This is a genomic window from Streptomyces sp. NPDC059828 (assembly GCF_042731955.1).
In the GTDB taxonomy this organism is placed as follows: Bacteria; Actinomycetota; Actinomycetes; order Streptomycetales; family Streptomycetaceae; genus Streptomyces.
On the sequence record NZ_JBHWIW010000040.1, the window covers coordinates 24,766 to 49,928 of the forward strand.

Annotated in this window: 21 protein-coding genes and 1 pseudogene; 13 read left to right on the forward strand and 9 right to left on the reverse strand. The window is 71.0% G+C overall.

The window, feature by feature from the left end; translation table 11 throughout:
• Positions 1–62 precede the first annotated feature (62 nt).
• Positions 63–1,487 (reverse strand): DUF6777 domain-containing protein, encoded by a 1,425-nt coding sequence (locus tag ACFV6V_RS22760; RefSeq protein WP_385567900.1) that lies wholly within the window; start codon positions 1,485–1,487, stop codon positions 63–65.
• Positions 1,488–1,826: 339 nt separating this feature from the next.
• On the opposite strand from ACFV6V_RS22760, the gene ACFV6V_RS22765 reads away from it, so the two are divergent.
• On the forward strand, positions 1,827–3,287 hold the full coding sequence (locus ACFV6V_RS22765) for a lipase maturation factor family protein (protein ID WP_385567902.1): 1,461 nt from the start codon (positions 1,827–1,829) through the stop codon (positions 3,285–3,287).
• 66 nt (positions 3,288–3,353) lie between these two features.
• Here the strand turns inward: ACFV6V_RS22765 and ACFV6V_RS22770 are convergent, their stop codons facing one another.
• The 3 genes from ACFV6V_RS22770 to ACFV6V_RS22780 all read right to left on the reverse strand — a co-directional run bounded on the left by ACFV6V_RS22770 (position 3,354) and on the right by ACFV6V_RS22780 (position 6,179).
• Complete coding sequence (locus ACFV6V_RS22770; RefSeq protein ID WP_385567905.1) at positions 3,354–3,524, reverse strand: hypothetical protein; 171 nt, start codon at positions 3,522–3,524, stop codon at positions 3,354–3,356.
• Positions 3,525–3,878: 354 nt separating this feature from the next.
• Positions 3,879–5,375: an SDR family NAD(P)-dependent oxidoreductase gene (locus ACFV6V_RS22775; RefSeq protein ID WP_385567908.1), complete on the reverse strand. Its 1,497-nt coding sequence runs from the start codon at positions 5,373–5,375 to the stop codon at positions 3,879–3,881.
• A 99-nt stretch (positions 5,376–5,474) separates the two neighbouring features.
• Entirely contained in the window at positions 5,475–6,179 is a 705-nt protein-coding gene (locus ACFV6V_RS22780; RefSeq protein ID WP_385567910.1) for a (2Fe-2S)-binding protein, read from the reverse strand.
• Positions 6,180–6,372: 193 nt separating this feature from the next.
• Here ACFV6V_RS22780 and ACFV6V_RS22785 point away from each other — a divergent pair, with 193 nt between their 5' ends.
• Complete coding sequence (locus tag ACFV6V_RS22785) at positions 6,373–7,374, forward strand: DMT family transporter (protein WP_385567912.1); 1,002 nt, start codon at positions 6,373–6,375, stop codon at positions 7,372–7,374.
• Here the strand turns inward: ACFV6V_RS22785 and ACFV6V_RS22790 are convergent.
• Positions 7,255–8,505 (reverse strand): transglycosylase family protein, encoded by a 1,251-nt coding sequence (locus ACFV6V_RS22790; protein WP_385567915.1) that lies wholly within the window; start codon positions 8,503–8,505, stop codon positions 7,255–7,257. The two genes, ACFV6V_RS22785 and ACFV6V_RS22790, sit on opposite strands and share 120 nt — an antisense overlap.
• Before the next feature lie 311 nt (positions 8,506–8,816).
• On the opposite strand from ACFV6V_RS22790, the gene gndA reads away from it, so the two are divergent.
• On the forward strand, positions 8,817–10,259 hold the full coding sequence (gene gndA / locus ACFV6V_RS22795; protein ID WP_385567918.1) for an NADP-dependent phosphogluconate dehydrogenase: 1,443 nt from the start codon (positions 8,817–8,819) through the stop codon (positions 10,257–10,259).
• Positions 10,260–10,800: 541 nt separating this feature from the next.
• On the opposite strand, the gene ACFV6V_RS22800 is transcribed toward gndA, so the two are convergent.
• Both ACFV6V_RS22800 and panD read right to left on the reverse strand, forming a co-directional pair.
• Positions 10,801–11,145: a GNAT family N-acetyltransferase gene (locus ACFV6V_RS22800; RefSeq protein ID WP_385567920.1), complete on the reverse strand. Its 345-nt coding sequence runs from the start codon at positions 11,143–11,145 to the stop codon at positions 10,801–10,803.
• 17 nt (positions 11,146–11,162) lie between these two features.
• Positions 11,163–11,597, reverse strand: coding sequence for an aspartate 1-decarboxylase (gene panD, locus ACFV6V_RS22805; protein WP_385567923.1), 435 nt, complete (start codon positions 11,595–11,597; stop codon positions 11,163–11,165).
• Between the two features lie 187 nt (positions 11,598–11,784).
• Between panD and ACFV6V_RS22810 the strand changes: the two genes are divergently transcribed.
• The 6 genes from ACFV6V_RS22810 (at position 11,785) to ACFV6V_RS22835 (ending at position 20,371) form a co-directional block, all read left to right on the forward strand.
• Positions 11,785–13,014 carry a cytochrome P450, cyclodipeptide synthase-associated gene (locus ACFV6V_RS22810; protein ID WP_385567925.1) on the forward strand — a complete coding sequence of 410 codons (1,230 nt, stop codon included), beginning with the start codon at positions 11,785–11,787 and terminating at the stop codon, positions 13,012–13,014.
• Positions 13,015–13,056: 42 nt separating this feature from the next.
• Positions 13,057–15,057 (forward strand): ATP-binding protein, encoded by a 2,001-nt coding sequence (locus ACFV6V_RS22815; protein WP_385567927.1) that lies wholly within the window; start codon positions 13,057–13,059, stop codon positions 15,055–15,057.
• A gap of 119 nt (positions 15,058–15,176) precedes the next feature.
• Complete coding sequence (locus tag ACFV6V_RS22820) at positions 15,177–16,655, forward strand: MFS transporter (protein WP_385567930.1); 1,479 nt, start codon at positions 15,177–15,179, stop codon at positions 16,653–16,655.
• 127 nt (positions 16,656–16,782) lie between these two features.
• On the forward strand, positions 16,783–17,151 hold the full coding sequence (locus ACFV6V_RS22825) for an SRPBCC family protein (RefSeq protein WP_385567933.1): 369 nt from the start codon (positions 16,783–16,785) through the stop codon (positions 17,149–17,151).
• A 43-nt stretch (positions 17,152–17,194) separates the two neighbouring features.
• Entirely contained in the window at positions 17,195–18,553 is a 1,359-nt protein-coding gene (locus ACFV6V_RS22830; RefSeq protein WP_385567935.1) for a carotenoid oxygenase family protein, read from the forward strand.
• Between the two features lie 336 nt (positions 18,554–18,889).
• Positions 18,890–20,371: an alpha/beta fold hydrolase gene (locus ACFV6V_RS22835; RefSeq protein WP_385567938.1), complete on the forward strand. Its 1,482-nt coding sequence runs from the start codon at positions 18,890–18,892 to the stop codon at positions 20,369–20,371.
• Positions 20,372–20,458: 87 nt separating this feature from the next.
• Here ACFV6V_RS22835 and ACFV6V_RS22840 read toward each other — a convergent pair whose 3' ends face one another.
• Complete coding sequence (locus ACFV6V_RS22840) at positions 20,459–20,935, reverse strand: SRPBCC family protein (protein ID WP_385567941.1); 477 nt, start codon at positions 20,933–20,935, stop codon at positions 20,459–20,461.
• Between the two features lie 14 nt (positions 20,936–20,949).
• Positions 20,950–22,368 (reverse strand): aldehyde dehydrogenase family protein, encoded by a 1,419-nt coding sequence (locus tag ACFV6V_RS22845; RefSeq protein WP_385567943.1) that lies wholly within the window; start codon positions 22,366–22,368, stop codon positions 20,950–20,952.
• A gap of 150 nt (positions 22,369–22,518) precedes the next feature.
• On the opposite strand from ACFV6V_RS22845, the gene ACFV6V_RS22850 reads away from it, so the two are divergent.
• The 4 genes and pseudogenes from ACFV6V_RS22850 to ACFV6V_RS22865 form a co-directional block, all read left to right on the forward strand.
• A complete protein-coding gene (locus ACFV6V_RS22850) occupies positions 22,519–23,196 on the forward strand; it encodes a TetR/AcrR family transcriptional regulator (RefSeq protein WP_385567946.1) in 678 nt (225 codons plus the stop codon).
• Positions 23,197–23,266: 70 nt separating this feature from the next.
• Entirely contained in the window at positions 23,267–23,689 is a 423-nt protein-coding gene (locus ACFV6V_RS22855; protein ID WP_385567948.1) for a DUF350 domain-containing protein, read from the forward strand.
• A gap of 186 nt (positions 23,690–23,875) precedes the next feature.
• Positions 23,876–24,070, forward strand: coding sequence for a hypothetical protein (locus tag ACFV6V_RS22860; protein ID WP_385568008.1), 195 nt, complete (start codon positions 23,876–23,878; stop codon positions 24,068–24,070).
• A 160-nt stretch (positions 24,071–24,230) separates the two neighbouring features.
• Positions 24,231–25,121: pseudogene (locus tag ACFV6V_RS22865) on the forward strand (SigB/SigF/SigG family RNA polymerase sigma factor); the annotation flags it as partial.
• Between the last annotated feature and the right edge of the window lie 42 nt (positions 25,122–25,163).

A 25,163-nucleotide genomic window follows, 5' to 3' on the forward strand; every position in this document is an offset into this window, starting at 1 on the left:
CTCTGCCATTGTTTGTCCGAATTTTCGAGCGAATGGGTGCCCGCTTGGCCGCACCCAGCCGCTCAGCCCCGGGGCGCACCGGTGGTGCCCGGCGCCTGGTTGCTCACTCCGCCGGGCACCATCGCACCACCGCGGGCGTTCAGTGCGCCACCCGCGCCATGGCCGACGGAGCCCTGGCCGGCATGACCGGCGTGATTCTGACCCGCGCCGTCCTGGGCCGAGCCCTGGCCGGCACTGCTCCGGCCCGCTCCGTCCCGGCCCGCTCCGTCCTGCGCGGCGCCCTGCGGCGCGCCTTTCGCGCCGGACGGCGCTGCGCCAGGACCTGCGGCAGGGCCGAACAGCACCCCTGAGTCGGTGTCGAACGGCGGCTGGAGGGTGCCCCCGCCGTCGGGGGCCATGCCGGGGTCGCTCCCCGTGTCGGGGATCGGCATCCCCTGTCCGGTCATCCCGGGGTCGTTCCCCGCGTCGGGCACCGGGACACCCTGGGGCACGTCAGGTTGCGGCCGGGGTGGGGACACGGCCCCCGCTCCCTCCTTCGCCTTCGTGCCCGGGCTCGCGCTCGGGCTGGCGCTGGCGCTGGCGTCGGGCAGGATGGGCCGTGGGCTCGATGTGTCCGCCGGCCCTCCGGGCCGGATGGCCGGGACCTCGGTGACATGGAGTCCGGGCGCGTACGGCGGCAGCACGCCCGGCTTGCGGTCGGCCTCCCCGTCCGTGCCGCTCGACCGCGCCAGCCAGGCGTTGCCCGCGACATCGGCGATGACCAGGGTCTTGATCACATCCGCGGACCTGGTGATGACCACGACGCGGTCGGGATCGTAGCCCGGCCATTCCCTGCCCTGCTCCTCCGTCGCACCCGACTCGATCACCGGTGAGGCCAGCGGGCTGCCCGAGGCACACCGGACCCTGGGCGAGCCGTGCTCGTCGACCAGCACGGCGGTGCCGCTCTGGAGGACGGACTGGAAGCGCTGGGCCGACCCGGCGCGGTAGCTGTGGCCGGTCACCCGCGCGTCGGCGCGCAGCACCACCGGGGTGAGGCCGCGCAGGAACTCCGGAAGGTCCTCCTGGCTGACCCCGGCGCCATGGGCGAAGGCACGGCCCTTGTTGGCGTCGGCGGTCAGAAAGCGGATCTGCTGCTCGACATCGCAGCTCGCGATGGAGCGGGTGCCGCCGTAGAGACCGGGCGTGGAGCCCAGCACCGTGCGTACGGCCCCGAGCTGCGATGACCCCGGAGCGGGCGATGCCGAGGCGGCGGCACGGGGCGAGGAGGGGGGCCCCGCCGCGCCGGCCAGGGTGGCCGTGGAAGGGGTGAAGGGATCCGGCCCCAGCTCCGAGGCGGGCTGCAACTGGACCTGCTGCCGCGCCTCCGTTCCCCCTTGACCGGAACCGGTGAGCTTGCTGCAACCGGTGACCAGCAGTGCCGCCGACAGGACCGCCGACTGCGCGGCGAGCCTGGCGTACCGGCGATGTGTCGGTGAGCACACGTACATGACCCGCCATCTCCCAGCTGTTATGTCATACAAAAATCTGGAGTGATCACTCCTTGTCTTGCCGTATGGCGCCGCGGCGCGCGACCGGACCGCTCGGCGCGGCGCGGGGGCTCCGAGCCCTTCGGGCCCTGCCCCGGCCGCGCTGACCTGCCCGGATGCGGGGACAACCAGCGCCGAACGGTGTATCCGCGGATTCCGCACGCCCGGCGCGTCCGTTCCGGTGGCACCTCGTGGCCCATGGCGCTGCGCACGTACCGCCTCACGGCCACCCGTCCGATACTGGAGCCACCGCCGGGTCTGTGAGGGCAAGGCACGTCCGCGAGGTCCGCGAGGTCCGCCATGGAGTGGTTCACGGCACCCGACTACTGGCTCAGCAGGCTGGTCTTCCAGCGGGCGCTGGCGGCCTTGTATCTCGTGGCGTTCCTCGCCGCTGCCATGCAGTTCCGCGCGCTGATCGGGGAACGGGGGATGCTCCCGGTGCCGGGCTACCTCCGTGTGACGCCGATGCGGCGGGCGCCGAGCATCTTCCAGCTGCACTACTCGGACCGGTTCTTCGCCTGCTGCGCCTGGGCCGGGGCAGTGCTGGCGGCCGGTCTCGTGGGCGGGGCCGCCGACCGGCTGCCCCTGTGGACCGCGATGCTGTGGTGGGCGGTGCTGTGGGCCCTGTATCTGTCCATCGTCAACGTGGGGCAGACCTGGTACGCGTTCGGCTGGGAGTCACTGCTGCTGGAGACGGGCTTCCTCGCGATCTTCCTGGGGAACGAACGCGTCGCGCCGCCGGTGCTGGTGCTGTGGCTGCTGCGCTGGCTGCTGTTCAGGGTGGAGTTCGGCGCGGGCCTGATCAAGATCCGCGGGGACGAGTGCTGGCGCAGGCTGACCTGCCTCTACTACCACCATGAGACCCAGCCGATGCCGGGCCCCCTGAGCTGGTTCTTCCACCACCTGCCGGGGCCGGTCCACCGCATGGAGGCGGCGGCCAACCACATCACCCAGTTGCTCGTCCCGTTTCTGCTGTTCACCCCGCAGCCGATCGCGAGCGCCGCGGCCGTCATGATCGCGCTGACCCAGCTCTGGTTGATCCTGTCCGGCAACTTCGCCTGGCTCAACTGGCTGACGGTGGCTCTGGCCTTGTCCGCCATCGACGGCTCGCTCGTCACCGGGCCGCATCCGCTCCAGCGACCGCCGCTGTGGTACGCGATCGCCGTCATCGCCGTCACGGTGCTGGTGCTCGTGCTCAGCCACCGTCCGGTGCGCAATCTGCTGTCCCGGCGCCAGGCGATGAACCGCTCGTTCGACCCGCTGCACCTGGTCAACACCTACGGAGCCTTCGGCACCGTGGGCCGGGTGCGCTTCGAGGTCGTGGTGGAGGGCACGGACGAGCGGGTCGTGCATCCGGGCACGGTGTGGCAGGAGTACGAGTTCCACGGCAAACCAGGGGATATCCGGCACTGGCCGCGCCAGTTCGCCCCTTACCATCTGCGCCTGGACTGGCTGATGTGGTTCGCCGGGCTCTCCCCCGCGTATGCCCGCCCATGGTTCGGCCCCTTCGTGGAACGGCTGCTCGACCAGGACCGGGACACCCTGAAGCTGCTGCGCCGCAATCCGTTCCCCGACCAGCCACCCCTGTTCATCCGCGCCAGGCTCTACCACTACGAGTTCACCAGCTGGCGGCGACTGCGCGCGACCGGCGCCTGCTGGCAGCGCCGCTATCTGCGGGACTTCCTGCCGCCAACCCGGTTGAGCACGGAAAGCGATCCCGGCGGACACGAGGAAAAAGAAAAAGGACACCAAAGAGGGTAAAAAGCCCGTACCCCCGAGGCGGATGCCGCCCAGGGGGTACGGATCAGGCGATGTTCGCCCGACGTCTCAGTCGATGCCGGGCAGGATGTGCGGCTCTTCGAGATCGTCCTCGTAGCCAGCGAGTCGGATGGGCGCCGACCGGGCCCAGACTTCCAGGCTGCCGAGTTCGTCGCCGCGCCGTCCGACCCGCTCGCCTCGTTCGGCCGGCCGCTTCTCCTGCTTCACTTCAGTTGTCACCGCGCACTCCTCGTGTGTCGCGCAACAGGGGGACTAGGGTCTCTTCGGTCGCGGTGGCGCCGTTCTCTGGCGGGATCGCGGCCGTGGTTTCGGGCCTGTCCCGGGGCGGCCGTGGGGGGGGTTCGTGGGCCCCTGTTGGCCATCCGTGCGCCCCAGCTTAACCAAATGAGCACCCTTACGCTCGATGGGGCGCGTCACATCGAGGGTTCTGTACAGAAAAACGTACGGAGATGACGGCCCATCGGGTATAGGAAACCCCCGGGCGGCCCAAGGCGCCCGGGGGTGACGGCCGAACGGGTTACGGCAGCCGCCTCGAAGGGGTGACGTACGGGTGACGTGATGACGGCGTCGGCCTCACCAGTTCGACGGAGCGTAGTCCTTCAGGAAGCAGCCGTAGAGGTCCTCGCCCGACTCGCCGCGCACGATCGGGTCATAGACCCTGGCGGCCCCGTCGACCAGGTCGAGCGGCGCGTGGAAGCCCGCAGCCGCGAGCCGGATCTTGTCGGGGTGCGGACGCTCGTCGGTGATCCAGCCGGTGTCGACGGCGGTCATCAGGATGCGGTCCGCCTCGAACATCTCCTGGGCGCTGGTGCGGGTGAGCATGTTGAGCGCCGCCTTGGCCATGTTGGTGTGCGGATGGCCCGCGCCCTTGTAGCCCCGGCTGAAGACCCCCTCCATCGCCGACACGTTCACCACGTACCTGCGCTTCGCCGCCGCGGCGGCCATGGCCGGGCGCAGTCGGCTGATGAGGATGAACGGCGCGGTGGAGTTGCACAGCTGGACTTCGAGCAGCTCGACCGGGTCGACCTCGGAGACCGTCTGGATCCAGCTGTTGGTGTCATGGAGATCGGGGACGAGCCCGCCCGCGTCGATGGCGGTGCCCGCCTCGATCCGGGCGAGCGAGGCGGAGCCGGAGACCAGCGCCAGCTCGGTGACGTCCTGGGCCGTGAGCCCCTCGGCGCGCGGTGCGGGCAGCGCCGCCATCCGGTCCACGCCGCCACTGCCGAAGGTGCCGATCACCTCGGCGGTGGGCAGCTCGCCCGACGGCAGCGGGGCGCTCTCGGCCGTGACCAGCTCGCTGTACGCCTGCGGGGAGCGGCGTACGGTCTGCGCCGCGTTGTTGATCAGGATGTCCAGTGGGCCGGCTGCGGCGACCGAGTCGGCGAGCGCGACCACCTGGGCCGGGTCGCGCAGATCGATGCCGACGACCTTGAGGCGGTGTATCCACTCTTCGCTGTCCGGCATCGCCTTGAAGCGGCGGATCGCGTCGTTGGGGAAGCGGGTGGTGATGGTGGTGTGGGCGCCGTCGCGCAGCAGCCGCAGCGCGATGTACATACCGATCTTGGCCCTGCCGCCGGTCAGCAGCGCCCGGCGTCCACTGAGGTCGGTGCGTGCGTCGCGCCGGGCCCGGTTCTCGGCCGCGCACTTCTGGCAGAGCTGGTGGTAGAAGGCGTCCACCTCGACGTACCGGGCCTTGCAGACGTAGCAGGACCGCGGACGCTGGAGGATTCCGGCGATCTCGCCCACCACGGACGAGCTCGGCAGCACGCCCTGTGTCTCGTCGTCGATCCGCTCGGCCGAGCCGGTCGCGGTGGCCTCGGTGACGGTCTTGTCGTGGGCGGTCTTCGAGGCCCGGCGCTCCTGGCGGCGGCGCTGCTTCACGGTCCGGTAGATACCGGCCGTCGCACGGCGGACCGTGATCGCGTCGGGGTGGTCGACGTCGATCCGGTCGAGCTCCTCGAGCACGCTCAGGCAGACGGCCAGGCGCTCCGGGTCGATGCCCGGACCGTAGTCCTGGACCTCCTGGACCAGCCCGATGTCCTGGCCGGGGCCGTCCTGTGTCACCGTCATCGCCGCTGCCGTTCCGTCCTGTGAGCACCCTGGGGATTCCAAAAGCGGAACTTTACGTCAGTCGGGCGTACGTACGCCAAACCCGGCCAGGGACTCACGTCACAGGCCGCGACGGCTGTCCGGCCCGGCGCTCGGAGCCCGGTCGAAGACGCAGTCGCCGCACAGCCCGCCCCCGGGGCTGCGGTAGTAGAGGCAGCAGGTCGTCCGGCGCAGCGCGGGGCCGTGCACCGTCCCGGACAGTTCCGGGTGCTCCAGCAGGCCGGTGACCAGGTGAGCGGCCCGTCTGGCCACGTCGGGGCGCCCGTGGGCCCGGGCCCAGCGGGTGAGCTCGCGCAGGGCGCCCGCGAGGGCGGATCCCGTGTTGCCCCGCAGCAGCCGGGGTGAGATACGCGCCTCGGTACGGAGCGCCTCGGCGAGCGGAACGAGCTGCCCCTCCAGTACGGCTTCGCGCAGGGTGTCGACGGCCGCCGGCCGGGTCTGCCTGCCGGACCAGCACAGGTCGTCCGGCGCGGTCAGCTCCGGGTCCCAGTACAGGGTGCCCGGTACCGGATCGGGGAACTCGCCGCAGAGCACGGCCGGTCCGAGCGCGGTGGACCAGATCCTCGCCGCGAGACCCAGATGCGCGATGGAGGCGGCGACGCGTCGCTCGGGCGTACCGAGGCGGGAGGCCACCCGGTCGACACGGGCGGTCAGTGCGGTGAGGTCCCCGCCGTGGATCCGGCTGAGCGCGGTGTGCCCGCTGCCGGGGGCACCGGTGCGCAGCGCGAAGAATCCTCCGATGGAGGACGGCTCGTCCAGATTCACACGCTCCCCCGATTCCGTCGGCGCCCGCGCCCATCGAAGCACAGCGGCGAACTGGGCTTGTACGGCTGCACGCTCCGCCACGGGGACCACAACCACGGGGGTACACCCGCTGTCGTGTACTACGCCAGTAGTACGGACCATTCCCTGCTCAGGAACGACGACCCGGCGGCTCACAAGGGAGATCGTGTTGCCCATGAGTTCCCTCGCGCTGTCCGTGCTGCTGTCGCTGGTTTCCGCGGCGGCATACGCGTCGGCGGCAATCGTGCAGGAGAGTGTGGCGGCCGGTGCGGCCGACGGGCCTTCCGCCTTGGTGTGCAGCGCCCAGTGGTGGGCCTCCGTCGGCCTGAACGCGCTGGGGGCGCTGCTGCACGTGGGGGCACTCGCCTGCGGGCCACTGAGCCTGGTGCAGCCGCTCGGCGCGCTGACCATCGTTTTCGCCCTGCCCCTGGCGGCGGTTCTGGGCAGCCGGAAGGTGGGGCGGGCCGCCTGGCGGGGCACTCTGCTGGCATCGGCCGGGCTTGCCGGGCTGCTGGCACTCATCGGGCCCGGACAGACGGGTGTGCCGGGAGGTGCGGCCCGGCAGGCGGCTGCCGCCGTGGCCTTCGGGGCTGTGGTGCTGCTGTTCCTGGCCGGTCGGCGGGTGCGGCGGCGCCCGGTGCTGCGGGGTGTGGTGCTGGCCGGTGGGGCGGGGGTGGCCTTCGGAGCCGCGTCCTGCTTCACCAAGATCGCCACTGCGGGATCGGTCGACGCGGCCGGTGGGAGCATGACCGGGCTTGTGCCGATTCTGATGGTGGTCGCCGGTCTCGCGGTGGCCGGACTACTGCTGTCCCAGGTCTCGTATCGCGGCGCCGGTCTGGCGGCGCCGCTGGCGACGGTGACCGTGGTCAATCCGGTGATCGCGGCGGTGGCCGGGCTGCTGCTGTTCGGCGAGCGCTTCCGGTACGGCACGGCGGGCGCCGTCGCCGCGCTGGTGTGCGCGGGTGTGGCGGGGACGGGCCTGGTCCTGCTGTCGGCGCAACGCGGGACCGGCGCCGGCGCCGAGCCGACCGGCCCGGCGCCCGAGGGCCATGCCGCCTCAGACCGTGATCCCGTGCGCCCTGAGGTAGGCGAGGGGATCGATATCGGAGCCATACCCCGGCCCCGTGCGCACCTCGAAGTGGAGATGGGGACCCGTGCTGTTGCCGGTGGACCCTGAGCGGGCGATCCGCTGCCCCCCGCCGACCTGCTGGCCCGTACGGACACTGAGCGCCGAGAGATGCGCGTACTGGCTGTACTTGCCGTCGGAGTGCCGGATGACGATCTCGTATCCATACGCACCGGCCCAGCCGGCGGACACCACACGGCCGGGAGCGACGGCCTTCACGGAGGTGCCCGTGGGCACCGGGAAGTCCACACCGGTGTGGTACCCGCTGGCCCAGGCACCGGCCTTGCGGTAGGGGGTGCCGGTGCCCGCCGTGACGGGGGCGCTGAAGTGCGCCTGGCCGGTCCGGCCGGCCTGGCTGCTCTGGCCGGTGTGGCGCTGGGCGCGCTCGGCGTGCTGCGGCCGCTGCTGCTCCCGCTTCTTCTCGGGGGCGGGCTTGGCGGCGGGCTTCGGCGACGCCGTGGAGCGCTCGTGCTGCCGGGACTGCGGGCGTTCCTTCGTGGCGGGGCGCTGCGCGGTGGTCTGCATACGCAGCCGCTGGCCCGGGAGGATGAGGTCGGGATCGTCACCGACGACGGCGCGGTTGGTTGCGTAGAGCGCCTGCCAGCCGCCCCTGACCGCGTGGGCCTGGGCGATTCCCGAGAGCGAGTCACCCGTCGCCACGGTGTACATCTCGCGCTGCCCCGGCACGGTGGTCGGCGCGGCCTGCTGCTGGCGCGAGGCCCGGGCCGGTGCGGCCTGGGTCGTGACCGCGGCCTTCGCCTCGACGGAACGTCGGCGCTCCGGCGTGATGGCGGGATCCGCTCCGCCGCGCGCCAGCCCCGCGTGGGTGGAGCAGGTCGGCCAGGCGCCGGGGCCCTGCCCTTCGAGCACCTTCTCGGCGACCGCGATCTGCTGGTCCCTGGAGGCGAGGTCGGCGCGCGGGGCGTAGGCCCTGCCCCCGTAGGCCTCCCAGGTCGACTGGCTGAACTGCAACCCGCCGTAGTAGCCGTTGCCCGTGTTGATCTGCCAGTTGCTGGTGGACTCGCAGGCCGCGACCTTCTCCCAGACTTCCACCGACGCGGCACTCGCCGTGCCCGCGCCGATCAGTGGGAGCGCGATCCCCGCACCGCTCGCGGTGACGGTCAACGACGCCCGGTTGATTCGGCTCGGCTGGTAGCGGCGGTGCCGCCCGCGTAAGGCCATGGGTCCCCCCTCGAACGCATCAGCAGCCGCAAAGCTAAGCGCTGCCAACAGCACTGACAAGGGGCGCGAACGGGCGTGAGGTCGCACGAACGTCCGTCCCGGCGGCGGAATCCGGGATTCCTGCGCCGCCCGGGCGACTCGCACCCCCATGAACGCCCCGCTCTCGAGCAGCGTATTCATACTGGCCAGGGGAGGGGCACGGCCGACGGCTCAGGGTCGCCGGGGGCATGGACCGGCGGACCGAGGGCCCGGAGGTACGGTCCCGATGACCGATGGACTCGACGCACTCTTCAGATTCCAGGAGCACACGTATGAGTGGTACCGCCCAGATCGGCGTCACCGGGCTCGCGGTGATGGGCCGCAATCTCGCCCGCAACTTCGCACGCAACGGCCTCACGGTCGCCGTGCACAACAGGACCGCGAGCAGGATGCGCGAGCTGGTCGAGGGGTTCGGCCACGAGGGTGCGTTCGTGCCCGCGGAGACGGCCGAGGAGTTCGTCGCCGCACTGGAACGCCCGCGCCGGCTGGTCATCATGGTCAAGGCGGGTGAGCCGACGGATGCCGTGATCGAGGAGTTCGCCCCGCTCCTGGAACCGGGTGACGTCATCATCGACGGCGGCAACGCGCACTTCGCCGACACGCGCCGCCGGGAGCGCGAACTGCGCGAGCGCGGGATCCACTTCGTGGGCGTGGGTATCTCCGGGGGCGAGGAAGGCGCCCTGCACGGGCCGAGCATCATGCCGGGCGGCTCGCGCGAGTCGTACGCCTCACTCGGGCCGCTGCTGGAGAAGATCGCCGCGAAGGCGAAGGACGGCACGCCCTGCGTGACGCACGTCGGCCCCGACGGCGCGGGCCACTTCGTGAAGATGGTGCACAACGGCATCGAGTACGCGGACATGCAGCTGATCGCCGAGGCGTACCACCTCCTGCGCGAGGTCGCCGGATACTCCCCCGCCAAGATCGCCGAGACGTTCCGCGGCTGGAACACCGGGCGCCTCGACTCCTACCTGATCGAGATCACGGCCGAGGTGCTGGCACACACGGACGCCGCGACCGGCAAGCCGTTCGTGGACATCGTGGCGGACCAGGCCGAGCAGAAGGGCACCGGCCGCTGGACCGTGCAGATCGCGCTCGACCTCGGGGTGCCGGTCTCCGGAATCGCCGAAGCCGTGTTCGCCCGGTCGGTGTCCGGCCATGCCGATCTGCGCGCGGCCTCGCAGCAGCTGCCGGGGCCGGTGCCGCAGCCGCTCGGCGAGCAGGACGCGGCCCGTTTCGCCGCACAGGTCGAGCAGGCGCTGTACGCGTCGAAGATCGTGTCGTACACCCAGGGCTTCCACCAGGTCCAGGCGGGCAGCGACTCCTACGACTGGGACATCGACCTGGGCGCGGTGGCGGCGATCTGGCGCGCGGGTTGCATCATCCGGGCCGCCTTCCTGGACCGGATCCGCGCGGCGTACGACGCCCAGCCGGACCTGCCCAGCCTGCTCTCGGACAAGCAGTTCGCCCAGGAGATCGGCGCGGCACAGGACGACTGGCGTGCCGTGGTCGCCACGGCGGCGCAGCAGGGTGTGCCCACGCCCGGCTTCTCCGCGTCACTGTCCTACTACGACGCGCTGCGCGCGCCGCGGCTGCCCGCGGCGCTGACCCAGGGCCAGCGCGACTTCTTCGGCGCGCACACCTACCGGCGTACGGACCGGGACGGCTCCTACCACACCCTCTGGGGCGGCGACCGCTCGGAGGAACGCACCGCCTGATCCGACCGGGCTCCCGCGCCCGGCCCGCTCATCGCATCGGGCCTGGCGCGGGCTCCGGATCGGGCACAGGGTCGGGGCCGGGCGGCTTGGGAATCGGATCCGGAGAGGGAACCGGGTCGGGCGCCGGGCCGGGCGGTGGCACCGGGCTCGGCGGTGGCACAGGCCCGGGTGCGGGGTCCGGCATCGGGGGTACGGGGTCGGGGTGCGGGTTCGGGTGCGTCATCACTGACTCCTGGGGTGCGGGGCGTATGGCTCCAGGTTCCATCGTTGCGACTGCCCAGGCACGGCGGCGCCACGCATGCGGGGCCGGCCGCGCCCCCGGCGCGGAGGGACCGCGCAGGCGGCACCCGACCGGCCGCCGGCCGCACAGTGGTGGTGCACCTGCATGCGCCGTTGGACCCGGCCACCGCCGGAGGCGGAAGTATCGCCCAGATGAGCTCTTGTCGCAGTAGACGTGCCGGGCTGAATCAGGCGCACCCGCCGCCGGCGTGGTCGCCCTCCCCCTCAGGCGCGAGGGCGACCGCCACCGCGTGAACCCGCCTCAGAGGCCGGGATGGCTCTCCTTGAGCTGACGCACCGCCTCGTCCACCAACTCGGCAGCCGGCGCCGGCGCCTCGTCCGGGTGCCGTTCGGCCCACGACGCGGCGTACGGGCACAGGGGCACGACCGGGACGCCCTCGCGGGCGGCCATCGCGTAGAACGCACGCACCAGCGAACCCGCCACGCCCTTGCCCTCGTGCTCGGGCCTCACCACGGTGTGCACCGCGACGAGCGCGGGCGGCTCGCCCTGCATGGTGAAGTAGGCGACATGCCCGGCGAACCGGCCGTCCTCGAACGCTTCCAGCCTGCCCTTGTCCCGGTCGTCGCGGATCTCGCGATCAGCCATCGCACACTCCTTGTGTCTCAGACGCGCGCGGCTGCTGACGCGACCGCGTGCGGGCTGGCCTGGGTGTCGCTGCCGGGAACGGGCCGGGAGGGGTCGGAGCCGAGTTCGACGACGCGGTTGCCGGCGTCGACGTGCACGACCCGGGGCACCAGGGTCCGCGCCTCGGCGTCGTCCACCTGGGCGTAGCTGATGAGGATCACCAGATCGCCGGGGTGCACCAGATGTGCCGCGGCACCGTTGATGCCGATGACACCGGACCCGCGCTCCCCTTCGATGACGTACGTCTCCAGCCGTGCGCCGTTGGTGATGTCGACTATGTGCACCAGCTCACCGGGGAGCAGATCGGCGGCCTCCAAGAGGTCCGCGTCGATCGTGACGGAACCGACGTAGTGCAGGTCGGCCTGGGTGACGGTGGCCCGGTGGATCTTGGACTTGAACATGGTACGAAGCACGAGGAACTCCCGGATTGTCTGCTCCCTGCCTGCTTCGTGCAGGTCAAGGGCGTTGGCCGGAGCCTACAACGATTCGCATTCCCGGGGCAGCCGCCCCAAGGGTTTCCGAGCACTCAGGCGGACCCGCACAACCCACGGGGTCATCGCGCCGTCTTGGTGGTCCCGCCCACCAGGGAGATTTTCCGCCATGACCCTGTCCAGATCCGGCTTCAGCATCCTGTCCGAGGACTTCGCGGCCGCCCCGTACCGCTTCTTCGCATGGCTGAGGGAGCAGGCGCCGGTGCACTACGAACCGGAGATCGACAGCTACTTCCTCTCCCGCTACCAGGATGTGAAACGGGTGCTGACCGACCATGAGGCGTTCACCACCGAGACGCTTCAGGTGCGCGCCGAGCCGGTGATGCGGGGGCCGGTGCTCGCCCAGATGACGGGGGCCGAGCACACAGCGAAGCGGAAGATCGTCGTCCGCGGCTTCACCGGCCAGGCTCTGCAGGAACAGATACGCGCCATCCACACCAACGCCGCCGAACTCATGGCTCCCTTCCTCGCCCGGGGCCGGATGGACCTCGTCAACGACTTCGGCAAGCCGTTCGCCGTGAACGTGACGCTCGACGTGCTCGGTCTGGACAAGAAGGACTGGCGGCAGGTGGCCGCCTGGCACAGCGGGGTCGCCGAGTTCATCACCAGCATCACACTCACGCCCGAACGCCGCCGGCACTGCCTGGACCACGCCGAGCAGTTGGAGGCCTACCTCGCCCCGGTCATCCAGCGCCGGCGGCGCCACCCCGGTGAGGACCTCATATCGCGGCTGTGCACCGCCGAGTTCGACGGCATCGCCATGAGCGACCGCGAGGTCACCGCGCTGGTCATCAATGTCCTGGCCGCCTCCACCGAGCCCGCCGACAAGACCCTCGCCCTGCTCTTCAAGCATCTGATCGACCACCCCGAGCAGTTGGCAGAGGTCCGCCGGGATCCGGAGCTGCTGCCCGCCGCGATCGCCGAGACCCTGCGCTACACCCCGCCCGTTCAGCTCATCCCCCGCCAGACGGAGCAGGACGCCGAGTTCGCCGGTGGTACCACCGTCCCCGCCGGTGCCACCGTCTTCTGCATGATCGGCGCGGCCAACCGCGACCCCGAGGCCTTCACCGACCCCGACGCCTTCGACATCCACCGCCCGGACCTGGGCACCGCCCGCTCCTTCACGGCCGCCGCCCAGCATCTGGCCTTCGGCACCGGACTCCACCAGTGCGTCGGCGCGGCCTTCGCTCGCGCCGAGATCGAGACCGTCGCGGCGATGCTCCTCCCCCTGCTCGGGCAGGTCCGCTACACCCCCGGCTTCCACTACCGGGAGACCGGCCTGTACACCCGCGGTCCCGCCGCCCTGTCCCTGGACTTCACCCCTGTCCGACCTTGTTAGGATCCCTAACAAATCAGGGGATGGGGAACCGCGATGGCGTCCGTGGGAGACAGACTGAGCAGCGCGAGAGTCCGGGCCTTCATCGGCCGGGACGAGCAACTCGATCGCTTCGACCAGGCCTTGAGCGGCGATCCCCAGGCACCGTTCGCCTTCTACGTGTTCGGTCCCGGGGGCATCGGGAAGTCGACGCTGCTGCGTCGGCTGGGGGATCACGCCCGCACGTCGGGACGGCTCCTCGTCGAACTCGACGGCCGTTTCGTCAGCAGGGACCCGGCCGAGTTCGAGCGCGCGGCCGGCCCCTTCCTGGACGTACCCGGCACGGTCCTCGTCGTGGACTCCTTCGAGCACTGCCAGTGGCTGGAGAGCTGGCTGTGGCACCACTTCCTGCCCCGCGCGGCGGACAGCACCCTGGTCGTCCTGGCCGGCCGGATCGCTCCGCAACCGCAGTGGACCGCCGACCCCGCCTGGGCCGGGCTTCTGCACGTGACCGAACTGGAGCCGTTCTCCGAGGACCAGGCCCGGAGCCTCCTGGCCCTGGCGCAGATCCGGCCCGAGCTGCGGGACCGGGTGCTCCGTTTCGCGGGAGGCAATCCGCTGGCGCTGTCACTCGCGGCGGCCGCGGGATCGGCGGGCTGCGGCAGGGAGGAGATCTGGTCCCCCTCGGCCGACGTCCTGCGAACCCTGTTGACGGGCCTGATCGGTGAGGTGCCCACGGCTGCCCACCGCCGCGCCCTGGAGGTCGCTGCGCAGGCCTACTCGACGTCCGAGGAACTGCTCTCCGCCGTGCTGCCCGAGGAGGACGCCCATCTGCTGTTCTCCTGGTTGAGGGACCTGCCCTTCATGGAGTGCACGCATCAGGGGCTCCACCCCCACGACGCCGCACGCGAGACACTGGCCGCCGACCTGCGCTGGCGAGCCCCCAACGCCTTTGTGACGATACGTCAGAGCCTGGCGGACGAGTACCTTCGCCTGCTGCGCGAGTCGTCCGCGGAACGGGTGTGGACCGTCACCGACGAACTCTTCTACCTCTTCCGGGAGGGAGAGACCCTGGCGCGACTGCGCACCTGGTCCCGCGAGGACGAGGTGCACGACCGTCCCTTGCACCCGGAAGACATCGATGTCGTACTGCGCATGGCGGAGGAGACGGAGGGAGCCGCATCCGCGGAGCTGGTCCGTTACTGGACACAACGCCAGCCGGAGGCCTTCAGCGTCTACCGCCTCGTGAGCACGGGCCGCATCGTGGCGTTCACCGCCCGGCTCGCTCTGCCGGCCCCGCCCGACCCTCAGGACCTGGCCACCGATCCCGTCGTCGCCGCGGCGTGGGAATACACCAACGCCAACGGGCCGGTGAGCCCCGGCGACCACATCGGCATCAGCCGCTTCTCGGTCTACCCGGAGCGCTACCAGGTCCCCTCGCGTGTCATCGACCTGAGCAGTTCCCGCGCCCAGGCGGAGTCCGCCCGCGCCCGCGGACGCGCCTACGGCTTCGCCGTCTTCCGGGACGCCGAGACATGGGCCGAGCGCGTCAAGGGCACCCTCAGCGACACCGGGGCGCGACCGCGGGTCGGCGAGCACACCTACGGGCTGTTCGGCGTCGACTGGCGTCAGGAGCCCGTGGAGATCTGGCTCCGCCGTTTCATATCCGCCACCAACGCGCCCGTGCGGTCGGGTCCGTCGCCCGTGTCGCGTACCGTGTTCGACCAGTCCGTACGCGAAGCGCTGACGCACTGGCGCGACGCGGGTGCCTTCGCCGCCTGCGCCCTGATGCGCGCCCGACTCGCGGCTGACTTCAGCGACCCCGTCGAGGAGTTGCGCGGCCTGCTGCGCCAGGCCGTCGACGACCTCGCCCAGGACCCGCGCGGGGCGAAGGCCCGTGAAGCCCTGACGGCGGGCTACTTCTCCGGTGCGCCCACCCAGGAGGCCGCCGCCCGCCGCATCGGCCTTCCGTTCGGCACCTACCGCCGCCACCTGCGCCAGGGGCTTGACCTCCTGTGCGAGGCCCTGTGGCAGTGTGAACTGCACGGCCCCGCCACGTCCTCGTAGCGGCGCACGGCCATGGCACGGCCGTGACACCACCGGTGGACAGGTGCGGACAGGACTGGACAGCCCCAGCCCCCGTTCGGTCTGGATAGTGGACAGCGTTCCGCACGAATCTGTGCGGCATGAACCTCCAACGCACACCGCCGAGGCCGGGAGCCGTGCTCGCGGCGCTGGCCGCGGCTCAGTTCACGGTCATGCTCGCCACATCGATCGTGAACGTGGCGCTCCCGCAGATCCGCGCCGGGGTGGGCTTGTCGGACGGCGGCACCACCTGGGTGGTCAACGCCTACGGCCTGGCGTTCGGGGCGCTGCTGCTGGCGGGTGGACGCGCCGCCGACCTGCTCGGCCGCCACCGGGTGCTGATCGCCGGCCTCGGGGTGTTCGCCGTATCGTCGCTGGCCGCGGGACTGGCCGGCTCCTCGGATGTGCTGATCGCCGCGCGTGCCGCTCAGGGCCTCGGCGCCGCCGCGATCGCCCCTGCCGCGCTCGCCCTGGCCATGGACGTGTTCCCGTCCGGTCCCGGGCGCGGCAGAGCGTTGGGGGTGTGGGGTGCGGTCTCGGGCGCGGGAGGGGCGGGCGGTGTCCTGCTGGGCGGTGTCCTCACCCAGGCGTGGGGCTGGCCGTGGATCTTCCACTCCGTCGCGCTCGGGACCGTGCTGGTCCTGGTCGCCGTGGCGGCCCTCGTCCCGCGGGCGCCCGGCCGCGCGGCCAGGCAGTTCGACCTGCTGGGCACGGTCACCGTCACCCTTGCCCTGACCTGCCTGGTCTGGGGACTGACCACCGCACGCGGGACAGGCTGGACGGATGCCCGTGTGCTGGGCGCCATCCTCGGCGCCGCCGTGCTGCTCGGCGCCTTCGTGGTGATCGAGCGCCGCCGGCCCAACGCACTGGTACCACCGAAGCTGTTCGCCACCGGCAGGGTCGCGGCAGGCAATCTGCTGATGGCGCTGCTGGGGTCGGTGTGGATCGCCCTCTTCTTCTTCCTGCCTCTTCATCAGCAACAAGTTCTCGGTATGAGCCCCTTGGCCACTGGGGCGGGCCAGCTTCCCCTCGCTGCGGCCAACATGCTCGGCGCCTGGGTGGCTCCGCGCGTCTCCCGACGGATCGGGGAATCCGCGACGGTGACCGCGGCCCTGCTCACCACGGCCGCAGGCATGCTGTGGCTGGCCCGGATCAGCGCCGACGGCAGCTATCTCGTCCACGTCCTGGGCCCGAGCGTTCTGATCGGCCTCGGCCTGAGCTCCGCCTTCGTCCAGCTCACCGCACTCTCCGTGGACGGTGTGCCGCCCCAGGACGCGGGTCTGGCCGGCGGGCTGGTCAACACCACCCGCCAGGCAGGCGGCGCCGTCGGCCTGGCCGCTCTGGCCACCCTGGCCGGCTCCGTCACCGCCCGGGCCACCACTCAGGGGCCCCGTCTGGAAGCCCTCACCGCCGGGTACCGGGCCGCCTTCACCGTGTCGGCCGGGGTCCTCGCCGCCACCGCGTTCCTCGCGCTGCTCCTCACCCGCCGCGCCGGCCGGCGGCCGACCGTGGCCAGTCCCACCGGCGCTGTCCCCGAGCGGCGCCCCTCCGAGATCCCGTCAACGTCCCGCGTCGGCTGACCCGTCGGGTCAGCCGCACCACCTGCACTGCCCGCCAAGAAGGGAACCACAACCATGGTCACCATCGATGAGACCGCCCCTGCCATCGCCCGTCTGAGCACCGTGATCGACGCCCCCCCTCGCCACGGTGTGGGAGCTCCACACCGACATCGCGGCCTGGCCCGGCTGGAACCCGGACATCGACCAGGTCCAGTTCAACGGCCCGCTGGAGAACGGCAGTTCCTTCAGCTGGCGGACCCACGGCCTGGACATCACCTCCACCGTGAGCGAACTGGTACCCAACGAGCGGATCGTGTGGGGCGGCCCCGCCGACGGCATCACCGGCATCCACGTATGGACGTTCGAGCAGAACGGCGACCACGTCATCGTCCGCACCGAGGAGTCCTGGAGCGGCGCCCCGGTCGAGGCCGCGGCCGACGACCTCGGCAAAGCCCTCAGCGACTCGCTGGCGAGCTGGCTGCGGCACCTCAAGGCCCGTGCCGAACAATGCGCCTGACGACCCATCACTCATTCATCAGACAAAGCAGAGAGGTTCCCGAATGACCGCCGCCAAGCCCTACCTGACTGGTCACTACACCCCCGTCGCCGACGAGATCACCGCCACCGAACTCACCGTCGAGGGCAGTCTGCCCCCGGAGCTGACCGGCCGTCTGCTCCGCAACGGCCACAACCCCAAGCCCGGCGTGACCCCCACCCACTGGTTCAAGGGCAGTGGCATGGTGCACGGTATCCGGCTCCGCGAGGGGCGTGCCGAGTGGTACCGCAACCGCTGGGTGCACACCCCCGCCCTCGACGGAGCTCCTTACATGACGGAGCACGGGCCCGACCTCACCGCGAGCGTCGCCGGCACGCACGTCATCGAGCACGCCGGACGGCTGCTCGCACTGTGCGAGGCGAACCTCCCCTTCGAACTGAGCCCGGAGCTGGAAACTCTCGGCGCCCATGACTTCGACGGGAAACTGCGCACCGCGATGACCGCGCACCCCAAGGAGGACCCGTTGACCGGGGAGCTCCACTTCTTCGGATCCTCGCCGTTCCCGCCGTTCCTCACGTACTACGTCTCCGACGCCAAGGGCCAGATCGTCCACAGTGCCGAGATCCCGGGCGCCACCGCCTCGCTCAAGCACGACTTCACCGTCACACGCCGGCATGTGGTCTTCGTCGAGGGAAACGTCACCTTCGATCCCACCGAGCAGTCCGGAATCCCCTACGGCTGGAGCGACGAGCAGCCCGCCCGTATCGGTGTGATGCCACGCGGAGACGACGGTGCCCGGCACATCCGCTGGTTCTCCATCGAGCCGGGCAACATGCTGCACGTCGCCAATGCCTACGAGGACGGCCAGGGCCGTATCGTCCTGGAAGGCCCCACCGTGGACCGCGAGGGCTTCCATCTCTCCTGGGACTGGTGGGTCGGCGCCCCCGGTCGCGGGAGCGAGCCCAACGCCCGCTCCTACACCCGCCGCTGGGTGGTCGACCTGGCGGCCGGCACCGTCGACGAGCAGATCATCGACGATCTGGCGGTGGAATTCCCCACCCTCAACGAGGACTACCTGGGCTCGGAGAACCGCTACCAGTACGCCATCTCCTTCCCCGACGAGAAGGGCTTCGGCGGCTACGGCATCGTCAAGTACGACCGCACCACCGGCGCCCGCCGCATCCATCAGGCCGGCGACGCCCGGCTGCCGAGCGAGGCCGTCTTCGTCCCCGCCGCCGGAGCCACCCGCGAGGACGACGGCTATCTGCTCACCGTCGTCTCGGACCTCAAGCAGGACGCCTCGCAGCTGCTGGTCCTCGACGCCTCCGGCCTCGACCGGATCGCCACCGTCCACCTGCCGCGCCGGGTGACCGCAGGCATCCACGGCTCCTGGATCCCCGACGCCGCCCTGAACGGCGCCTAGGCCGTATTTGAGAACTCCCGCCTGGCTCGCGACGCCTGGCACGCACACTCGCTGCGTTGTCGGATCGACCGAGTACGCCCCGTACGAGGACGACCTCCCCCTGCCTCCGGCGGGGAACCCCCACCGCCTCGCGACCGCACGCACCAGACGCCGCGAGCCCCGCCCTCCGGGCGGACGACGCCAGTTCTCCAACACGGCCCAGGGCTGGCACACGCGAGGCCCCGCATCCACCGCCGCGGGCGCACGAAGCGCCCGCGGCACCCCCTTCGAGCCCCGGTTCCGCACGAGCCGAGGCGTACCACCAAGAAAGCACCAGGAACACCAATGAGCACTTTCATGGCAGTAACCCGGAAGTACGCCGGCTGGATCGCCGCCTCCACGGGCACGCTCGTGACCGCCCTCGCCGTACCGGCGCTCGCGGACCCGGAACAGAGCGACCGCCGGACCCCGGTCAGCGCCATCGCCTGGCACGCCTGCGCCGACACCGACTTCAGGAACATGCAGTGCGGGTCGATACAGGTGCCCGTGGACTGGTCCCGTCCGAGCGCCGGCAGCCTCACACTCGCCCTGGTACGCAGACCCGCCGACGACACCGCCCACCGCAAGGGCACCTTGCTCCTGAACGACGGCGCGGGTGGCTCGTCGATCGAGCAGCTTCGGCTGGCGATGCGCATCGGCCTGCCGGACTTCGCCGGCGCGATGACCAAGCAGTTCGACGTCGTCGCGGTGGATCCGCGCGGAGTGGGACACAGCACGCCCCTCGTCTGCGGAGAACAGCCCAAGCCCGCGGGAGTCAGCCACTTCCCCCGGACACGGGCCGCTTACGACAAACTGGTCGCCAACAACCGGGCCTTCGCCGATGACTGCCTGCGCCGCAACGGCCGGCTCACCGCCCACGTCGATCTGACCAGCAGCGCGCGGGACTTCGAGGCAGTCCGGGCCGGGCTGGGCGAGCGGCAGTTGAACTGGTACGGGATCCACTACAGCACGTTGCTCGGACGCACCTATGCCGAGCTCTACCCCGGCAGGCTGCGCACCATGGTGCTGGACACCGCGCTCGACGACACCGGCTCACCGCGTGCGCGCGTCGTCCAGGAGGCTGCCACTGCCGAGAAGGCGTTCAACCGGTTCGCCGACTGGTGCGCCACGTCCGAGAAGTGCGTGCTGAAGGGCGAGGACGTAGCCGCCGAGTACGACGCGCTCATCACCCGCGCCGACCGCGCGCCGATCCGGACCGGGGGTGTGGCCCACCAGCCGCTGACCGGTGAGGACATCCGCGAGGCCACCCAGGACTACCTGACCCTGGCAGGCACCACCTGGCCTGAGCTGGCGAAGGCGATCGTCGCCGCCCGGGACGGCGACGCCACAGCCTTCACCCTCGACCCCGACAACACCCTCGATCCCGTCCAGGTGCAGGTGCCCGCCTGCCTCGACAACGCGCGCCCGGTGCGGACCTTCGCCGGGCTCGCCCGGTTGCAGAAGGAACTCGCCCGCGTCTCCCCGCATCTGGGCGGCGCCGTGCGCTCGTACAAGGCGGTCGCCGGCTGCCTCGGCTGGCCGCTTCCGGCCAAGCCCGTCACGGCCGGTGCCCCGGTCCACGGCGCACCGCCCGCGCTGGTCCTCCAGTCGACCCACCAGGCTCTGGCCCGGCACCGGGCGGGTGCGGTCATGGCCGCCCAACTGCCCGGCAGCGTCGTCCTCAGCAGGGAAGGCGACGACTACAGCATGTTCCTGGCCTCCGAGTGCGTCCAGGCGGCCACCAACCGGTACCTGACCACCCGCGCGCTGCCCGCGCCCGGCACCATCTGCACGGACTGAGCCTGACCGCCCTCCACCTCCTGGGGCCGAGCGCCCGTGGGTCCGCCCTGCCGGAACGTCAGGGCGGGCCCGCGCGCATGAGCCGCGTCAGCCCTCCACCGCGGTCCTGATCCTCCCCAGCGTGGTGCGCATCCCGGCGCGGTTGACCTCCGCACGGTCGGCGGGGCGCGTGCCGGTGAACACCCGTCCGAGGAACTCCGCCAACCGGGCGCCTCGGCCTGTCCTGAGGTCCTGCCAGTACTCGGTGATCCTGGTGCCCGAGCCCTCGGGTTCACAGCGGTATCCCCACTGGGCCACCGGAAGCCCGAACACCGTGACACGGAAGGCGAACGCGGACGGCCGCTCGGCCCGTGTCACCCGGCAGGTGGTGAACCAGACCAGGAGCCCCTTCCGGTTGAACCCGACGAATCTGGTTCCCGTCCGGGCCACCCGGCCGCGATGCCACACGGCGAAGCACTCCGGGCTCCACTTCCCCATGTCCCGCACCCGGGAGAGCACGGCGTACACATCGTCGGCGGAGGCGCCGACCAGCACGCTCTCCTCGACACTCCACACGCGCTTCATCGATCCTCCGGTGCTCATCGGGAGTACAGCCGCGTGACCAGCCGCTCCAGCCGGGTGATGTCACGCCCGCCCCGAGCGTACGTGGAGACGGCCAGGGGTACGTCGAACAGTTTGCGGGTACGTGCCGTCGGCACCGTGAACTCCCTGAGTCCGTCTGCGCCGTGGATCCGCCCGAATCCGGATCTGCCCCGCCCGCCGAACGGAAGGGCGCCCACGGCCGGGAACGACAGCACATCGTTGACGCTGATCATGCCCGCGCGCATCCCGTCCGCCAACGCACCGGCGCGGCGACGGGCGAACACCGCGGCGCCGAGAGCGTAGTCGGAGTCGTTGGCCCGTTCGACGCCCTCCGCCGCGTCGGCGACCCGGTTGACCACCAGCACCGGGCCGAAGGTCTCCTCGCGCATCGCGGCGGCGTCCTCCGGGACATCGGCCAGGATCACCGGGCCGGTCACATGAGGCGGTCGGACGGAATCGGGGCCTCCGACCACGGCTCGTCCCCCGCGGGCCAGGGCATCCTCGATGTGGCGGCGGATGACATCGAGCTGGCCGGGCATGGTGATACGGCCGAAGTCCGTGCCGGACCGCACCTCGCGGGCCCGCCGGGCGAGCAGGTCGAGGAACCGGTCGTACACGGGGTCGGCCACGTAGACCCGTTCGATGCCCGCGCAGGACTGGCCCGTGTTGCTGCATCCGCCCCACAGGGCGGCTTCGACGGCGGCCGGGACATCCGCGTCTGCGGCCACCACCATGGCGTCCTTGCCGCCGAGTTCGAGGAGGACCGGCGTCAGTGAAGCCGCGCAGGCGGCCAGCACGCGGGCTCCGGTGGCCGGCGAGCCGGTGAACGCGACCTTGTCCACGCCCGCGGTGCACAGGGCGGCTCCGACGGCTCCGTCTCCCGGGGCGAGCTGGAGCACGGAGCGTCCCGGCACCGCCTCCTCGAAGGTGTCGAGCAGCCACTGCCCGGCGGCGGGGGTGTACTCGCTGGGTTTGAACACCACCGTGTTGCCCGCCGCCAGGGCGTAGGCGATGGATCCGACGGGTGTGTGCACCGGATAGTTCCAGGGGCCGATCACCCCGATCACCCCGTAGGGCCGGTACTCCACGGTGGCCAGGTGGTTCAGCATGAGCGGCCCGGAGGGCACGCGGCGCCGGGACAGCACCCTGCGCGCATTGCGGGCCGACCAGTCCACATGGGTCAGGGCCGCCGTCATCTCGACGACCGCGTCAGCCCGCACCTTGCCGTTCTCGCGCTGGAGGAGGTCCAGGATCTCCGGCAGCCGCCGTGCCATCACCCGGCGCCACTCCAGCAGACGCGTGCGGCGGCCGTGATGCCCGATCTCCCGCCACCAGGCACCCGACGCCCTGGCCCGGGTGACCTTCGTATCGAGTGAATCCAGCGGATCCGGTTCAGCGGTGGAAACCATGTCCATGGCGGCGTCCTGATCAGTCGGTGTCTCGGCGCCTTCACTCTAGAACGATACGATCCGTTCTGAACAGAGGGTCGAAGATCCACGGCCCATAATGAGGACGAGCCGGCTCGTTCCGACCGGCGCACCGAGCACACTTCGGAGGATCAGCGCATGGGGACCAAGCGCACCTTGCAGAGCGTTGTGGACGCGGACGGCCCCCATCGCCGGGATCTGGAGGCCCGCAGGCGCATTCTCGCCGCCGTCCTGGATCTGCTGGAGCAGCGCGGGTACGCCAGGATGACCATCGAGCAGGTGGCCGTCAGCGCCAAGGTCGGCAAGGCGACCCTGTACCGGTCGTGGCCCAACAAGGCGGCACTGGTCCTCGACGCCGTCCGCAGCCAGCTCAGGGAGGTGCCCACCGAGGAGACCGGGGACACCCGCGAGGAACTGCTGAGTGTGGCGAAGCACGCCCTTGCCGGATTCTTCGGCTCCCCGCAGGTGCGGGCCATCCTTCCCGCGCTGATCGCCGACACGGCACAGGATCCCGAACTGCGGCGGCGCCTGCGCGACGAGGTGCTGGAGCCGCGCCGGGAACAGTCACGAACCGTACTGGAGCGGGCGATCGGCCGCGGAGACCTCCCCGAGGACACCGATATCCGCCTGGCCCTGGAGATGTGGGCGGGAGCGATGATGTTCCGCGGCGTGTTCTACGACGAGGGGTACGACGACGCGGCCCTGAACCGGATCGTGGACGCCACACTGGCGTCCCCGCCCCGTTTCCACTCCGGCGGTGCGGACGGGCCGGCCGGCGCCTCCGGTACGCGCACCGACGCCCGCCAGGGTTCCTGATCGTCGCCTGCGATACATTTTGCCGCGCTCTGACCACTAACGATTTCCAGACACGAAAGACGGCTTCCCAATGACCGACATAGTCAACGGACTTGGCCGGGCCACCGCTTACGGTGCCCTCGGTGTGGTGCTGCTCATCCTCGGCATCGTCCTGGTGGATGTGCTGACGCCCGGCAAGCTCGGCCGGCAGATCTGGGAGGAGCGCAACCGCAACGCGGCGGTGCTGCTGAGCTCCGCCCTCCTGGGAATCGGCGGGATCGTCTTCACCTCGATCTGGACGACATACGACGACTTCGCGAAGGGCCTTGTGTCGACAGCCGCGTTCGGGCTGCTCGGCCTGGTGCTGATGGCCGTGGCGTTCCTGATCGTGGACCTGGTCACCCCGGGCAAGCTGGGAGCGACGCTGGTCGAGTCCGAGCCGCACCCGGCGGTATGGGTGACGGCTTCCTGCAATCTGGCGGTGGCGGCGATCGTTTCGGCGTCGATCGCCTGATCCGCCCCCCTCCCCCCACGGGAACCGATCCCGCAGCACGGGCCAGGTGTCACGCGGTACGCGATATCCGGCCCGTGTTCGCGTGCGCACCGGCCGTGTTTGTCACTGCATCCGGGCTGCATTTCAGGCCATCCGGCGTGATGCTGGTATTCAGCCACTCACGACGGGAGCCACCCGGAGGCACCAATGGCAAAGGACAAGACCGAAGAGCCGAAGAGCGCGAAGGCGCCGATGCGGATCTGGACCGGATCGGAGCGCCCTTTTGATCCCGAGGATCTGGTGATGGCGTCGGGACGTGAATGCACGCCCGCGAACGTCGAACGTGCCCGCAAGGAGATAGCCGAGAAGGGTGCAGCGGCGCTTGAGCGTTATCTGCCCTGACGCGCGGTGGAGACGCATCACCCTGAGGAGCCGACGCTCGGACGGGTGGGAATCGCGAAGCGTCAAAACGCAACAAATGGGTATCAAGAGGGTTGAAGCTCGACCGGCGATCGTGCGCCGCACCCGGCGGCGCAGGCCATGCCCCGTCGAAGGAGCCTTGATGTCCCCCTCGCTAATGGCCCGACATACCGGCGTCCGGGCCGCCGGGTCACCGCACCTGACGGCACCGGACGTACCGGATCCTCTTGCTGATATTGCCGGCATCCCCGAAATCCCCGACGCCAGGACCATCAGCACGGCGGACGCACGGGCGCTGTCCCTGATCCTGTTCCGGCGTCTGCGCACGCTGGAAGAGGGCACGGCGCAGTTCGCATACGTACGCAACACACTGGTGGAACTCAACCTGAGCCTCGTGAAGTTCGCGGCGGGCCGCTTCCGCGGTCGCTGCGAGCCCATGGAGGACATCGTCCAGGTCGGCACCATCGGGCTGATCAAGGCCATCAACCGCTTCGACGTCGAGCGCGAGGTCGAGTTCACCTCCTTCGCGCTGCCCACGATCGCCGGTGAGATCAAGCGCTTCTTCCGCGACACGAGCTGGGCGGTGCGCGTCCCCCGGCGGCTCCAGGAGCTGCGGCTGGACCTGGCCAAGGCGTTCGACGCGCTGGAGCAGGAGAGCGGACGTGCTCCCACCACGGCGGAGCTCGCCGACCGGCTTGAGCTCAGCGAGGCGGAGGTCATGGAGGGGGAACTGGCCGCCAACGGCTACGCGGCCCATTCGCTGGAACCGCTCGAGGACGACGAAACCGTCAGCCCGCTCGCGCGCAGGCTGGGGGCCGAGGACCCGGCGCTCGACATCGTCGAGTGCCTGGAGTGCCTGAAGCCGCTGATCGCCGGGTTGTCCGAGCGGGAGCGCACGATCCTGTCGCTGCGGTTCGGCGAGGAGCTGACGCAGTCGGAGATCGGCGAGCGGCTGGGAATCTCGCAGATGCATGTGTCGCGATTGCTCGCTCGGGTGCTGGACAAGCTGCGGGCAGGTCTGCTGACGGACCAGGCGCAGGCCGAAGAGCCACGGCGCCGCCCGCACCGGCGGGCC

What these genes read in the sequence shown, in the direction of transcription:
- ACFV6V_RS22760 (WP_385567900.1), bottom strand. Translation starts at nt 1,487, where the DNA reads ATGTACGTGTGCTCACCGACACATCGCCGGTACGCCAGGCTCGCCGCG.
- ACFV6V_RS22765 (WP_385567902.1), top strand. Translation starts at nt 1,827, where the DNA reads ATGGAGTGGTTCACGGCACCCGACTACTGGCTCAGCAGGCTGGTCTTC.
- ACFV6V_RS22775 (WP_385567908.1), bottom strand. Translation starts at nt 5,375, where the DNA reads ATGACGGTGACACAGGACGGCCCCGGCCAGGACATCGGGCTGGTCCAG.
- ACFV6V_RS22785 (WP_385567912.1), top strand. Translation starts at nt 6,373, where the DNA reads ATGAGTTCCCTCGCGCTGTCCGTGCTGCTGTCGCTGGTTTCCGCGGCG.
- ACFV6V_RS22790 (WP_385567915.1), bottom strand. Translation starts at nt 8,505, where the DNA reads ATGGCCTTACGCGGGCGGCACCGCCGCTACCAGCCGAGCCGAATCAAC.
- gndA (WP_385567918.1), top strand. Translation starts at nt 8,817, where the DNA reads ATGAGTGGTACCGCCCAGATCGGCGTCACCGGGCTCGCGGTGATGGGC.
- ACFV6V_RS22800 (WP_385567920.1), bottom strand. Translation starts at nt 11,145, where the DNA reads ATGGCTGATCGCGAGATCCGCGACGACCGGGACAAGGGCAGGCTGGAA.
- ACFV6V_RS22810 (WP_385567925.1), top strand. Translation starts at nt 11,785, where the DNA reads ATGACCCTGTCCAGATCCGGCTTCAGCATCCTGTCCGAGGACTTCGCG.
- ACFV6V_RS22820 (WP_385567930.1), top strand. Translation starts at nt 15,177, where the DNA reads ATGAACCTCCAACGCACACCGCCGAGGCCGGGAGCCGTGCTCGCGGCG.
- ACFV6V_RS22830 (WP_385567935.1), top strand. Translation starts at nt 17,195, where the DNA reads ATGACCGCCGCCAAGCCCTACCTGACTGGTCACTACACCCCCGTCGCC.
- ACFV6V_RS22835 (WP_385567938.1), top strand. Translation starts at nt 18,890, where the DNA reads ATGGCAGTAACCCGGAAGTACGCCGGCTGGATCGCCGCCTCCACGGGC.
- ACFV6V_RS22840 (WP_385567941.1), bottom strand. Translation starts at nt 20,935, where the DNA reads ATGAAGCGCGTGTGGAGTGTCGAGGAGAGCGTGCTGGTCGGCGCCTCC.
- ACFV6V_RS22845 (WP_385567943.1), bottom strand. Translation starts at nt 22,368, where the DNA reads ATGGACATGGTTTCCACCGCTGAACCGGATCCGCTGGATTCACTCGAT.
- ACFV6V_RS22850 (WP_385567946.1), top strand. Translation starts at nt 22,519, where the DNA reads ATGGGGACCAAGCGCACCTTGCAGAGCGTTGTGGACGCGGACGGCCCC.
- ACFV6V_RS22855 (WP_385567948.1), top strand. Translation starts at nt 23,267, where the DNA reads ATGACCGACATAGTCAACGGACTTGGCCGGGCCACCGCTTACGGTGCC.
- ACFV6V_RS22860 (WP_385568008.1), top strand. Translation starts at nt 23,876, where the DNA reads ATGGCAAAGGACAAGACCGAAGAGCCGAAGAGCGCGAAGGCGCCGATG.